The sequence below is a fragment of the Rothia sp. HMSC08A08 genome (assembly GCF_001808385.1).
GTDB classification, from domain to species: domain Bacteria; phylum Actinomycetota; class Actinomycetes; order Actinomycetales; family Micrococcaceae; genus Rothia; species Rothia dentocariosa.
Map to the genome: position 1 here is coordinate 121,702 of NZ_KV793078.1, position 14,597 is coordinate 136,298.

At 51.7% G+C, this 14,597-nt stretch carries 10 protein-coding genes; all 10 read right to left on the reverse strand.

Features of this window, described 5'->3' with window-relative positions; genetic code table 11:
• Positions 1 to 20 precede the first annotated feature (20 nt).
• On the reverse strand, positions 21 to 2,069 hold the full coding sequence (locus HMPREF3164_RS08145) for a hypothetical protein (RefSeq protein WP_141744119.1): 2,049 nt from the start codon (positions 2,067 to 2,069) through the stop codon (positions 21 to 23).
• Between the two features lie 125 nt (positions 2,070 to 2,194).
• Positions 2,195 to 4,645: a primosomal protein N' family DNA-binding protein gene (locus HMPREF3164_RS08150; RefSeq protein ID WP_246822650.1), complete on the reverse strand. Its 2,451-nt coding sequence runs from the start codon at positions 4,643 to 4,645 to the stop codon at positions 2,195 to 2,197.
• A gap of 17 nt (positions 4,646 to 4,662) precedes the next feature.
• A complete protein-coding gene (gene metK / locus HMPREF3164_RS08155; RefSeq protein ID WP_048754032.1) occupies positions 4,663 to 5,868 on the reverse strand; it encodes a methionine adenosyltransferase in 1,206 nt (401 codons plus the stop codon).
• A gap of 138 nt (positions 5,869 to 6,006) precedes the next feature.
• Complete coding sequence (locus HMPREF3164_RS08160; RefSeq protein ID WP_070450321.1) at positions 6,007 to 7,335, reverse strand: bifunctional phosphopantothenoylcysteine decarboxylase/phosphopantothenate synthase; 1,329 nt, start codon at positions 7,333 to 7,335, stop codon at positions 6,007 to 6,009.
• A gap of 18 nt (positions 7,336 to 7,353) precedes the next feature.
• Entirely contained in the window at positions 7,354 to 7,806 is a 453-nt protein-coding gene (gene rpoZ / locus HMPREF3164_RS08165; protein ID WP_048754030.1) for a DNA-directed RNA polymerase subunit omega, read from the reverse strand.
• A 154-nt stretch (positions 7,807 to 7,960) separates the two neighbouring features.
• On the reverse strand, positions 7,961 to 8,533 hold the full coding sequence (gmk, locus tag HMPREF3164_RS08170) for a guanylate kinase (RefSeq protein ID WP_070450324.1): 573 nt from the start codon (positions 8,531 to 8,533) through the stop codon (positions 7,961 to 7,963).
• Positions 8,534 to 8,587: 54 nt separating this feature from the next.
• Positions 8,588 to 8,935, reverse strand: a complete 348-nt coding sequence (mihF, locus tag HMPREF3164_RS08175) for an integration host factor, actinobacterial type (protein ID WP_037230933.1) — start codon at positions 8,933 to 8,935, stop codon at positions 8,588 to 8,590.
• Positions 8,936 to 9,113: 178 nt separating this feature from the next.
• A complete protein-coding gene (gene pyrF, locus HMPREF3164_RS08180; protein WP_070450327.1) occupies positions 9,114 to 9,971 on the reverse strand; it encodes an orotidine-5'-phosphate decarboxylase in 858 nt (285 codons plus the stop codon).
• Complete coding sequence (gene carB, locus HMPREF3164_RS08185; protein WP_070450330.1) at positions 9,968 to 13,312, reverse strand: carbamoyl-phosphate synthase large subunit; 3,345 nt, start codon at positions 13,310 to 13,312, stop codon at positions 9,968 to 9,970. The genes pyrF and carB overlap by 4 nt, the downstream gene beginning before the upstream one ends.
• A complete protein-coding gene (gene carA / locus HMPREF3164_RS08190; protein ID WP_070450333.1) occupies positions 13,313 to 14,503 on the reverse strand; it encodes a glutamine-hydrolyzing carbamoyl-phosphate synthase small subunit in 1,191 nt (396 codons plus the stop codon).
• Positions 14,504 to 14,597 lie beyond the last annotated feature (94 nt).

Consider the following 14,597-nt stretch of genomic DNA (forward strand, 5'->3'; position numbering starts at 1 on the left):
TAAAATGATAACTACCATATTTAGATTTTTAATAAACCCCAGCGTTTATATATAATTATAAAGTATGTTATATAGCAAATAAATAAAATACAAATATACAAACTATAAGCAGGTACCATTCCCTGCATTAATAGCAGCATAATTGGGGCTATTATAGGAAAATATAGACATTTATTTATAAGTTTTCCAGAATATCCTACTAAAATTGCAGAAGAAAAAATGTATGCTACATATGAAATTAAAGCATAAATTCCCATTACATTCTTATCATACCCGTCGAAAACATTATAAAGTACGTAATTGCCGGAAAACATACTTAATGAAAATATTGCTAAGATTAATAGAAGAATAATTACTTTTAATGAAGGCTTTATTGCCTTCAGTAAAGAACTATTCTTATCTGTTAACGCCCTATAGTATACGTACTTATCTGAAATATCAATATTAATATGATTACGTACGAGTTTAAGGTTTCCTAAACTACTAATAATAGTTACAGGAATATAGAGGAGTATACACATTGAAAACACGGAACCAATAAAAGCAAGATATAATTCAGTAAATGATTTATCATTTATTCGCACATCGTAAAAATAGAATGCTAACATAACCATAAAAGGAGTGGAAGAGATATATAAAAAATTTCTTCTTCGGAGAGAGTGTTTATATATAGATTCTTCCACAGACCTATCAGGCTTAGTGCAACGATAGATATATTCAGATACTACATAGGGAACTGAGGAATAGTCTTTAAAATAATTAAGATGGACTGTTAAAGGGCTTCCGGGAATTCCTACTGGTCTTATGCTAGGATATTTTTTACTATCGTTACTATTCTTATGTAGAAAATATAGAGGAGATAAACGCCCTACTATATCATGTACGGATGAGTATTCTTCCCATACCTTTATATCTAAAGGATTAATGGTAATTTTGAGTATAATTTTACTAAATATATAAATAACTGTATGTGCAAGCATTAATATAGCTAGGAATAAGCTGAATTTAATTATATCTACCCAACCAATAAAATTAATAGCTCCTGAGGCATTCATGGACTGAGCCCCCAGTGCGCCGAGAAACATTTGAATGGGATTTAAATCAACTATAATAATCTTTATCAACTGATAAAATAGATATATAGAAGAATCTCCAAGGAATAACGTTCCCAAAATCACCAATGAGATAAATAGCAAAAATAAAAACCAACTATAAATGATCCTTTTCATAGATGCTTCTTTTAATATAGTTATTGGTATAATACCGCTACCTACACAGAACAGTCTATGTACCTTCTTGGCTTCTGGTGACTTATTTTCTAATAATTTATACGCAAGGTAACCACCTTGAGAGTGAGCTACTATAGATATCTTTTTTACTGTCTTTGGAAATAAAGATATATCTTTACGTATTCCTTCCTCTATATCTAGTAATTCCTTCTTTCCCTCTACCGCAATACGTATGTAATTAAACAATTTTATAATAGCTATAAAAGCTAGAATAATCAGAACCAGTAGTATCAAGTATACAATTAGAATAGAGGTATTAGAATACTCTCCTCTAAATATATAACGTATAGTTAATATAGGGATAGATGATAGAGACAAGCCTATGGTTATTCTGATTAGAATTCTAAATATTTTAGACAGAGTATTTTTACTCGATAAATCTCTCCAATCATAGAAAAAGAAAATTAGAATTAATGGTATTCTGATCAAAAGCCACAGTATTTTTTGTTTAGAAGCATTTTTAAAAGTATTATTATCTGACCAGTGACTTTCTCGGATATATACTTTTTTATAAGGAGATGAGAATCCGCAATCTATAACATATTCTTTACTTGTTTTCTTAAGGGGGTATTCACTTTGCCGAAAATTTTCAGAACTAGCTAGATTTGCAATTTCACCTGCAATTACTTTTCCTTGCTTGCGTAAAGTGCTACCCCTTTTTCTGTTGCCTATACCATGTATTAATAAAATGCCATGATCAGGCTTTTCTATATTTAATGACTTCTTACCTTTGCTCCTACTCATCCTTACCTTCCATCTGAATATAGAATCCTCTTCCATGATGTCCAACTAACGTACAAAGTATCGAAAGTTCACGTAGGAATCAAGAAAAAACTCATATAAGCATGAAATATTTCTATAACTTTTAGAGTAAAGTAAATGCTATCTTGTATAAAGCTTAGTGATTAGACGACATCCAACCCATCGCATCGAACCTGCACCGCTCCGACACGCTTAAGCGCTGATAGTGCCGCACGCACGGAGCGTAACTCGTGGGTGACCTGCGGTGCTTGAGCGTAGGAGAAGAAGAGAATAGCGCGCCAGTCGCCGGGAACCGCATTCTCGGTTCCTGGGGGTGAAAACTCAGATATATCGCCCTCTCCCCCGCTCTCGGTACCGGCATGCACAGGCTGGTGCGCAAAGAAATCTTCGTCCAGCGGTATAGGCCCGGTCACCCGAACTCCTTCCGGCAGGTACAGCTCCGCCAGGAATGCCTGAACATCGTCCTCGGTACCCGTAATGGCCGCCGTGCGTACCGCCGGGGGCAAACCGATCTGCGACCGCTCATCCAGCTCATACAGGGCAAACCAGGTGGGATCCCACCGAACCAACGCCTGCTCCACCGGCGATGGCGAGGCAGTCGTCACTACAACCCCACCCTGAGCCGCAGAACGCACCAGCGCGGCCGCGTTAAACCAGCGCCGCAATGCGGCCTCCGGGGCACGCAAAGAATCAAAACGAAGCATCGCATCCGCGTCCAAAAGCAACGCCGCCGCATAACCGCCAAACGCTACCGGCTCAGCCCCCGGGGTCGCCACCACCAGCGCAGATTCGGCACCCACCGAAGCGCGCACATGGTCCCCCACCGAAGAAATTACCGGAACGCCCCGGAAGGCGCGCCCCAGCTCCTCTGCGGTGCGCAAAGCCCCCACAGTACCCGAACGCCACTGATCATACCCGCACTCTGCACACCGCCACTGCTGTGCCAAACGCCCGCACCACGAACAACTCGGCACCGAAGCACTCGCCGCCAACGAGAGCGGCCCCCGACACGTATTACAGCGCGCAGGCATGCGGCACCGCTGGCACGAAAACGACGGAACATACCCGGCGCGGGCAACCTGCACCAGCACTGGGCCATGCTGCAGAGCCACACGCGCACGCTCAAACGCCAACCGAGGAATACGTGCCACAGCCGCCAACGGGTCACGCGCCAACTGATAGTCATTACCCGTCGAAAAAATGCGCGGCGAAAACTCGTGCACTATCGCCCGAGGTGCCCGCACATGCGAAGCCCACCGGGTGCGTACCAATCGTGCCGACTCGCTGCTCATTGCGTAACCGGCGAACAGTGCCGCCGCATCCGTTGCCTGGGCACGCAATAACAGCACATCGCGCGCATGGCAATAGGGCGAACGGCGCTCCACAAGCGAAGAATCGCCGTCATCCCAGCACACCACCAGCCCCAAATTAGCAACCGGGGCATAGGCTGCCGCACGAGTACCAATCACAATAGGCACCAGCCCCAGGCGCGCTTTCAAATAGGCGTGATACCGGCTATGCGGTTTATCGCTCGAACTCAACCGAACATAAGCGCCTGCTGGCACCCGACGTTTCAGCGCGGACTCAAGCCTATCGAGGGTCTTCTGGTCGGGAGCCACCGCTAAGGCACCACGGCCATTCGCAGCCGCCGTCACCACGGCAATAGCCAGCAGTTCAGCCCAATCGAACTCAGGATGCGCGGGCAGCACATTTATAACCGCGCGCGCTGGAGACCCAGCCGCTAGATCCTCTAAAAACTCAGCGCCATTCTCATAATCGCTAAAGGCACGGGAGTCTTCTGCCGAAACCTGGGCGGCAGGAGGGTGAATCTGGTAGGGCGCGAAACCGCCCAAGAGGAAACCACGAATATCATCGGTCAAAGAGGGCGAACCACTGGTCGGTGCTTCTTCAGGAGCTTCTTCCTGCGGCTCGTGGTCGGTATCTGAGTCATCTTCGGCGACCGATTCAGAAGTGCTATCTTCCGCCTTATCGGCGGTTTCATCAGATCCTTGCGGCAGACCCATGAGCTCGGAAAACGTAGGCAAAAACTGTGCATACTGTTTATCAAGAGATGCCACGCGCGGCGTCACCGCAAGCCGCAAAACATTCGCCACGGTTGAGGCATACCGATCGGCAAGCGCCTCTGCAAGATCAAAAATCTCGGCAGAAACCGCAGGAATCCTCGACAGGACCGATAAAAGCGGCTGCAGACCCTTAGCAACATCGGTCGTTTCGGCGCGCTCCGCGATAAAACCCGTAACCCGCTGCGAACCGAACCGCACACGCACACGAGCGCCGGGAACCGCATCTTCGCTCAGCTCAGCGGGAACCTGGTAGTCAAAGGTACGGTCAAGATGCGGCAGCGTATTATCCAACCGAACCCGCGCCACCGGGTACGGTACCCCGCTCTGGGCAAGCCGCTGGTGTACATCAACCGGCTCAGGCTCGGGAGGAATCAGGGCATCGCGGAGAGCAGGAAATCCCTGCAACAGATCAGGCTGTTGCAGGGATTCCTGCTGAGCGGGCTCAGAAGCCGAAACGTTCATCGACGAAGTATCGGTAGGGTTCTGAGCATCCGCGTCATTGGGCTGCATACTCGCAGGTTCACGCATTAGGATGCTGAAACCGCCGAACGCAGAGCCTCAACACGGTCCAAGCGCTCCCACGTAAACTCGGGTTCATTGCGGCCAAAGTGACCGTGAGCCGCGGTCTTTTTATAGACGGGTCGGCGCAAATCAAGGTCATTGATAATAGCCAACGGACGCAGGTCAAAGACCTCACGCACAGCCTTCTCAATCTTGAGGGGATCAACCTTTTCGGTTCCGAAAGTCTCGACGTACAGACCCACAGGTGCCGCCTGCCCAATAGCGTAAGCGACCTGAACCTCGGCACGGTCGGCAAGACCAGCGCCCACAATATTCTTGGCGACCCAACGCATAGCGTATGCCGCAGAACGATCAACCTTCGAGGGATCCTTGCCCGAGAACGCGCCGCCGCCGTGACGAGCCGAACCGCCATAGGTATCAACAATAATCTTGCGACCGGTCAAACCGGCATCGCCTACGGGACCGCCCTGCACAAAACGACCGGCAGGGTTCACAATAAACTTCGTGTTCGAGCTATCAAACTCGGCGGCATCCAGCACCGGAGTAATCACGTGTTTGATAATATCCGCACGCAAATCCGCTAAATCGTAATCGGCGGTGTGCTGGCTAGAAACCACCACGGTATCAACCGAAACAGGCTTATTATCGGCGTCATACCCCAAAGTGACCTGAGTTTTGCCGTCCGGGCGCAGGTTCACCAGCGTACCGTTTTTACGAACATTCGTCAGACGTTCCGAGAGACGATGCGCCAGCCAAATCGGTGCGGGCATCAATACGTTCGTCTCGTTCGAAGCGTACCCGAACATAATGCCCTGGTCGCCCGCACCCTGGCGGTCATAATCATCAACCGCGATACCACTGCGAGCCTCTAAAGACTCATACACACCAGCATTAATATCGGGTGACTGCTCGCCAATCGATACCGATACGCCGCAGAATTCACCATCGAAACCGCGGGTCGATGAATCGTAGCCAATACCTAGAATAGTTTCACGAACGATCGATGGAATCTCAACATAGCTTGAGGTTGTCACCTCGCCAGCAACATGAACCTGTCCGGTTGTTACCATTGTTTCGACAGCAACGTTCGCGGTGGAATCCTGCGCGATAATGCCGTCAAGAATCGCATCAGAAATCTGGTCACAAATTTTATCAGGATGCCCTTCAGTCACCGACTCGCTGGTGAAAAGGCGTAGATGATTATTACTCACGGTTTCTACTCTACTAGGTTTGGGGCACGCGGGATACAGTACCCAAGGATGTGAACTCGTGTATCAATTATGACAGAACGTTACACGGGTTCGGAGGGAGGGAGTCACAAACTTAATCGGCTCGTATTTCTGCTTTTCTCAGGGCTTTACATACTGTGCAAGAGTGCGCAATATCTGATCGGAAACGACCTGTTTAGAGCCTGAAAAAACAGGTTCCCGATCTGTGAACGAAGAGAGCAACGTAATCGTATTATCATCGGTTCCGAAACCCTGGTTTACGCCCACCGTGTTGAGAGCCAGAAAATCACAACCCTTACGCGCCAGCTTCTCGCGCCCAAGCTCAAGCGGAGTTCGCTCAGCTGACCCAGTCTCTGCGGCAAAACCCACAATCAAGTGCGCACCGGCACCTGTCTTCTGTCGAAGCTCCACGACTTCACGCAGAATATCCGGGTTGCGTACCAGCTGAATCGTGGGAGCGTCCGAAGAATCTGCGGTCTTCTTAATCTTGTACTCGGCGTATTCGGCAGGCCGAAAATCTGCAACCGCTGCAGACATAATAAGCATATCGGCGTTGTTCTGAGCTTCCAGCACGGCATCGCGTAGTTCACGGGCGCTCACTACTCGGGTTACCTGTACTCCCTCGGGCGCGGGGACTTCAAGGTTAGCGCCGATTAGATGCACCGATGCCCCTAGATCACGCGCAGCCTGGGCCAAAGCTACACCCTGTTTACCTGTTGAGCGGTTACCCAAAAAACGCACCGGATCCAAGGCCTCACGGGTGCCTCCCGCCGTAATCACGATGCGTTTCCCCGCCAAAATTCCAGGCTCAGGCTCAATACCTAATGCAAATGAGCTGCTAGGCTCTTCCGCCGAGCCAGCATTTACCAGGCGTGTGGGCGTATATCCCGGAATCTGCGAAGGATGCTGCTCCCCCTTCGGAAACTCAGCAATTACGCACTGCGCCGCCTCAAAAATATCTTCCGGCTCCGGCATGCGGCCCACACCCGAATCGGGACCCGTTAGACGCCCAATCGCCGGTTCAATCACGTGATACCCAAGTTCGCGCAAAGCCTGCACATTCGTTTGCGTTGCTGGATGTTCCCACATCTGAGTGTGCATAGCGGGAGCCATAATCACCGGTGCATGGGTAGTCAGTACTGTAGCAGAAAGCAAATCATCGCAGCGCCCCGCCGCCAACCGAGACATCAAATCGGCGGTCGCCGGTGCTATAACAATCGCATCCGCTAGCTCGGCCTGGCGAACATGGTTAACCTCAGGAACACGCTCAAAAACGCTCGTGGAAACCGGGTTGCCGCTCAGGGCCTCGAAGGTAGCTTTACCCACAAACTCCAGGGCAGCTTCGGTGGGCATGGCAATAACCTCATGCCCATCTTTTGCGAAAAGACGAAGGAGCATTACCGCTTTATATGCGGCAATGCCCCCTCCAATACCAACGATAATGCGCATGGTATTTACAAACGTTCCTTACTCAGCGGAGTCGTCAATAACAACCTCTTCAAGAGCAATAACCTCTTCGGTACCGGCAGGAATATATTCCTCCTCGATAGCACCGAAATCGGCGTCGCCCAGACCCAAGGATGTGAATTCCTCAGGAACCAGGTAACCATCTTCGTTGAAGTGCCCATCCGGCACGTGATCGGCAACAATCTGATCTGCCATAATTTCACGCATTGCAACCGAAAGAGCCTTGTCATTAGCCTCAGACTCAACCAGAGGACCAACGTGGTCGCCCGCACTCTCCTGCAGATTCGCGTAATAAGCGTTAATCTGGCGAGCACGACGAGCACCGAAAATCACCAGCCCGTACTTAGACTCAGCCTTCTGAATCAGCGCATCCGCGCTGGGGTTCACAATCCCCTCGGGAGCTACGCCATCAACGAAGTTGTAGTCTTCGTGCTCTTTGATTTCGTTTACCACAGAAACTCCAATATGTTGTCTTTGTACACTGCTGACATTCATGTACACGAACTCAGCCAAAACTAAAGCAATATTCTACCGCTAAACTCGGTAAAAATCACGTACCTTAACGAGAAAGCACAGTAATACCCGGCACGCCGCCAAAATACGTACCCTATGCTTCAGCAGATTCAGCACCCACGATGTGCACAATCTCCTGCGCTGCGCGCTCTACCGAATCATTGACCACGGTTACGTCGAACTCGCTTTCAGCCTCAAGCTCGATTTTGGCGGTCTCAAGACGCCGCTGCTGTTCCTGCTCCGATTCAGTACCGCGCCCTACCAATCGAGACACAAGCTCATCCCAGCTGGGCGGTGCCAAGAAAATCAGCTGTGCCTCCGGCATAGACTCCCGAATCTGCCGAGCCCCTTGAAGATCAATCTCAAGGATTACCGGGCGACCAGCATTTAGAGCTTCCTGAACCTTAGCACGCGGAGTACCGTATTTATTCTTACCGTGCACTACCGCATACTCAAGCATCTGTCCGTCAGCGATCATCTGATCAAATTCCTCATGCGAGACAAAATAGTAGTGCACCCCCTCTTCTTCGCCGGGGCGAGGGTCACGAGTAGTTGCCGAAACGGAAAACCAGACGTTCGGATAGTGCTCACGAATATACTGGCAGACGGTTCCCTTACCCACGGCAGTGGGACCAGCCAGAACGGTAAGTCTAGGTTGAGCAGTCATCGGGTTCTTCCTACGGTGTGATGTAATAATGCGTATTTTATTCGGCGGCGAGAACTATCGACCGCTGCGGCGGCGTGTATGCCGAACATTGCGGTTAAAATACTCCACCATTTTACGGCGTTGATGCACACCAAGACCGCCCAAACGACGGGTCGGCGCGATCTGCAGTTCTTCCATAATTTTCTCGGCACGCACAGCACCAATTCCCGGAAGGGCACGGAGCATTTGATCCACAGGCATCTTTGCAAGAGCTTGGTCGTCATCGACCAGATCGAGTACCTGACGTACCGACAGCTCACGGGTAGAAAGTGCCTGCTTAACTTCCTGGCGGCGAGTACGGGCAAGCAACGCCTTTTCACGTGCTGATGCACGCACCTCATCGGTTAGCGGCGTAATCGGCATGGGGTCTCCCATCAAGCGATATATGTATATAAATCAGCGTTCTTACGTTTTCTAACTTAGCATGTTGCACTGTAAAACGATGAACCGAGGTTCGTAACGTAAAGCCTTTCAGGCTCAACATAGTGCAATGGCGCACAGAGCAGATAAACTCTGTACGCCACTACGCGATCACAACGAGTTACGATGTGCCACGTGCACGCACTAAATCGTCACGTGCACTCTGCGCCGCCCGCGCCAGATCAGTCGGCTGCGGACCTGCAGAGAGCACGCCACGGCTGGAATTCACCAAAACCTGAGGTTCAACACCTGCAAAAATTCGGTATAGGTCCTCAGCACTAGCCCCCTGGGCACCATATCCCGGCGAAAGAATGGGACCGTTGAAAGTGCTCAGGTCTATCGCCAATTCTTTGAGGGCCTCCCCTACAGTGGCGCCCACAACTAGACCGCATGAACCCATGCGTTCCCAGGTCTGTGCAGTGTTCTCTGCGGTAGCTGCGGCAATAACCTGCTTCGCTACCGCTCCGGTATCTTCTGCTTTGCCCACATGCTGCACACTCTTACCCTCAGGGTTTGAGGTCAGCGCCAGCACGAAAGTTCCACGCTGGTTCGCAGTTGCCGCATCCAGCGCTGGGCGAAGCGACTCGAACCCCAAATATGGGCTTAGCGTGACCGAATCCGTGCCGAGTGGTGAAGAGGTACCGAGCCAAGCATCCGCATAGGCTTTCATAGTCGAGCCAATATCACCGCGTTTTGCATCCGCCACGATTAGAACCCGGTCTTCAGCGGCGCGAGCAAAGAGCTCTTCCAACACGGCAAGACCTGCGGAACCGTGGCGCTCAAACAGGGCAACCTGGGGTTTAAGCGCTGCGGCGTAGGGGACGCATCCTTCGTAGACAGCTGTGGTGAAGGTACGCAGAGATTCGGCAGAATCTTCCAAACCCCAAGCCTGCAGCAGGCTCGGATGCGGATCAATACCCGCACACAGCGGACCGTATTCGTCCATCGCAGCCGCAAGACGATCGCCGAAGGGGATCACGAAAGTTCCCCCTCACGCGCCTGTTCGTCCTTGTCCTGCCCCTGCTCGCGGGTACTGGCGGTCCGCAAAAACTCACCATGTTCTTGCAGATTTATAATCTCCCAGCTACGCTCGCGCAGCGCGGTAATAGCTTGAACAGCAGCCGCGAACTCCGAAATCGTGGTCATCACAGGGCAACCAACACTGACTGCGGCCGCACGGATTTCGTAGCCATCACTACGAGCAGCACCACCGGCAGGCGTATTCAAAATCAGATCGATTTCACCATTGCGCACCATATCAACGATCGAATGCTGACCGTTTGCCTCCGCAAACTTGGAGGCAACCGTAGAATTCACACCATTGCGACGAAGCACATCTGCAGTGCCGCCGGTGGAGACAATCTCGAAGCCCAGCTGTTCAAGCATCTTGGCATAGATGATCACATTGCGCTTATCATGGTTAGCCACCGACACGAAGACCTTGCCCTCGGTCGGCAGCGGTGACCCTGCACCTGCTTGGGCTTTCGCAAAGGCAGTATCGTAAAGGGCGTCAAGACCCATGACTTCGCCGGTCGAGCGCATTTCGGGACTAAGTAGGGAATCAACCACCACACCCTCAGGAGTGCGGAAGCGGCTAAACGGGAGAACCGCTGCCTTAACTGCAATTGCAGTATTCTGCGGCAGGGATGCACCATCCATGTTCTTAGGCAAGTATCCCTCTGCCTTTAGCTCGGCAATGCTCTTCCCCAAACCGATCATCACGGCCGCCTTAGCCAGCTGCACTCCGGTTGCCTTCGAGACAAACGGAACGGTGCGAGATGCACGTGGGTTTGCCTCAATCACGAACAGATTCTCTGAGACGTAGGCAAATTGAATATTAATCAGGCCCCGCACTCCGGTACCACGCGCAATAGCCTCGGTTGCTTCTTTAACCTTGGCGATCACATCGGGGCCCAAGGTAATTGGCGGCAAGGTGCAGGAGGAATCACCTGAGTGAATGCCAGCCTCTTCAATATGTTCCATGACACCGCCCAAGTAGAGCTCGGTGCCGTCAAAGAGCGCATCCACATCAATCTCAATAGCGTCTTCCAGGAACTTATCGATGAGTGCTGGCTGAGAGGGAGAAACCTCGGTCGCATTTTCAAGGTAGCGTGCAAGATTTGCTTCGTCATAGACGATCTCCATACCGCGCCCGCCCAGCACATAGGAGGGACGAACCAACACCGGGTACCCAATCTCATCAGCAATGCGTTTGGCGCCCTCGAAGGTATATGCGGTACCATTCTTCGGCGAAATCAGACCACCTTCCTCCAGCACGCGCGCAAACTCGCCGCGATCCTCAGCAAGGTCAATAGCTTCGGGAGTAGTGCCCAAAATCGGGACCCCAGCATCTTTGAGGGCTTTCGCGAGCTTTAGCGGAGTCTGTCCGCCCAACTGCACGAAAACGCCCAACAAACCGCCCGTGCGGCGCTCTGATTCAACAATTTCGAGCACATCTTCCAACGTCAGCGGCTCAAAATACAGGCGAGTCGAAACATCGTAGTCAGTTGAAACAGTCTCCGGGTTACAGTTCACCATAACCGTCTCGTACCCCAGAGAACGCAGCACCAGAGAAGCGTGCACGCAAGAATAATCAAACTCGATACCCTGGCCAATGCGGTTCGGCCCCGACCCCAAAATCATGATGGAGGGAGTCTCATGGTGAGCGACCTCATCCTCAGAATCATAACTAGAGTAGTGATAGGGGGTAAACGCCTCGAACTCAGCGGCACAAGTATCAACAGTCTTGAATACGGGGCGAATACCTAGGGCATGGCGCACACCGCGCACAACGTCCTCAGAAGATCCGATAATCTCTGCGATTTGCGGGTCAGAAAAGCCGTGGCGTTTTGCCAGCTGCAGGATTTCAGGGGTCAAGTTATCGCGATTTTCCCGCACAATCCCGGCGACTTCATTCAGCAGCACCAGCTGATCTAAGAACCATGGATCAATCTTGGTGGCTTCAAAAACCTGCGCAATAGATGCGCCCGCCAAAAGTGCCTGCTGCACCTGATAGATACGCTGCGTGGTGGGTATCTTGGTCTTCTCGATAAGCGCGTCAAGTTCTTCGGCATTCAGTTGCTGCTTCGTGAACGAGAAAGAAGCACCTTTCTGCTCTAGAGAGCGCATAGCCTTCTGGAGTGCTTCGGTGAAGTTACGGCCCAGCGCCATTGCTTCACCCACCGATTTCATGGTGGTTGTGAGAGTCGGATCAGCGGCCGGGAACTTCTCAAATGCAAAACGTGGTACCTTGACGACCACATAGTCGAGGGTCGGTTCAAAGGATGCGGGCGTCTTCTGAGTAATGTCGTTCGGAATCTCATCCAGGGTGTACCCCAGCGAAAGTTTGGTCGCAATTTTAGCGATCGGGAACCCGGTTGCTTTAGACGCAAGCGCTGAAGAGCGTGAAACGCGTGGGTTCATTTCGATAACGATGATGCGCCCGGTCTTAGGGTCTACAGCAAACTGAATATTGCATCCGCCGGTATCAACCCCAACTTCGCGGATCACGTTGATAGCGATATCGCGAAGTTTTTGGTACTCACGGTCGGTGAGGGTGAGGGCAGGCGCTACCGTGATGGAGTCGCCGGTGTGCACGCCGACCGGGTCGAAGTTTTCAATCGAGCAGACGACCACGACGTTGTCATTTTTGTCGCGCATCATTTCGAGTTCGTATTCTTTCCAGCCAAGAATAGATTCTTCGAGCAGAACCTCGGAGGTAGGCGAATACTGGATGCCTGCACCGGCAATGCGGTAAAGATCTTCTTCGTTGTAGGCCATACCAGAGCCAAGTCCGCCCATGGTGAAGGAAGGACGCACGACCATGGGGTAACCGAGCTCTTTGGCCGCTTCAAGAGCTTCCGGCATGGAGTGCACAATGATCGAACGCGCCGATTCGCCGCCCGCGCGCTCTACCACGCCTTTGAACGCTTCACGATCTTCGCCCAGATTTATGGCTTCGATATTTGCGCCAATGAGTTCAACATCATATTCGCACAGAGTTCCCTGCTTATCGAGAGCGATAGCGGCGTTGAGCGCAGTCTGCCCGCCCAAGGTAGGAAGAATGGCGTCTGGACGTTCTTTTTCGATAATCTTAGCGATGACTTCGGGGGTAATCGGCTCAATATAGGTGGCATCTGCAAACTCAGGGTCGGTCATAATGGTCGCCGGATTGGAGTTTACGAGGACAACACGCACACCTTCTTCTTTGAGCACGCGTAGAGCCTGAGTGCCGGAGTAATCGAATTCGGCTGCCTGACCGATGACGATCGGACCTGAGCCGATGACAAGGACGCTGTTAAGGTCGGTACGACGTGGCATTTAGGCTTCCTTTGCAGTCTTCTTGGTGGAGGTCATGAGGTCAATAAAACGGTCGAAAAGATATGCGGAGTCGTGCGGACCTGCGGCTGCCTCCGGGTGGTATTGAACCGAGAACGCGGGAATATCTTTGCAGGTTAGCCCCTCGACCACGTTATCATTCAGCCCCACATGGGAAACCATGACCTTGCCGAATTCGGAGTTGGGGGCGGTTACGTATTCACCGATAGGCGCATCGACGGCGAACCCGTGATTTTGGGCGGTTATTTCAACTTTGCCGGTGGTTTTATCCATGACGGGCTGGTTGATACCGCGGTGTCCAAAGGGCAGCTTGTAGGTCCCGAACCCGAGCGCACGACCGAGAAGCTGATTGCCAAAGCAGATACCGAAGAACGGGGTGCCCTGGCGCAATACACCCTGTAGGAGTTCAACCTGTTCGTCAGCAGTCGCCGGGTCGCCGGGACCATTGGAGAAAAATACGCCGTCTGGACGAAGCGCATTTACGGTCTCAAGAGTTGTGTTTGCAGGCAGTACATGTACACGCACGCCGCGTTCCGCGAAACGCTGCGGGGTCATAGATTTGATGCCAAGATCGAGTGCAGCAATGGTGGCAACCGGCGGAGCGAACCAGCCGTATTGGTGAGGTTCAACTGTGTAGGCTTCCGTCACGGAAACGGTATCGGCAAGTTTACGGCCCGCCATCGGCTCGGAGGCGCGCACCGCTTCCAAAAGTTCGGCTTCGGGACGATTGGCGTGGCGTCCCGAAAAAATACCTGCACGCATTGAACCGCTAGAGCGTAGGCGGCGAGTCAGCGCACGAGTATCAATGCCTTGAATGCCCACGATACTTTGGGTCCTGAGCTCGTCATCCAGGGTACGTTCTGCACGCCAGTTGGAGGCAACACGTGCGGCATCTCGTACCACGTACCCGGCAACCCAAATTTTGCGGGATTCTGCATCTACCTTGTTCACACCGGTGTTACCGATATGAGGCGCGGTCTGCACCACGATTTGCCCTGCGTAGGAGGGGTCGGTCAGTGTTTCTTGGTAGCCGGTCATGCCGGTGGAAAATACTGCTTCGCCTAAGGATGCGCCAATTGCTCCATACCCGTAGCCTCGGTAGATGGTGCCGTCCTCAAGAACAAGTAACGCGCGGTCCGTGCCCAAAGCACCGGAACGTGTCATCTCAGTCATGCTCTTACTTTCCTTTTCTCGGTGGTCTGTTCCCCTGCTTGTGCCCTTTATAAATGGAACACTGTGTGCAGGAAATTCTTGGTATGCCGTTCGC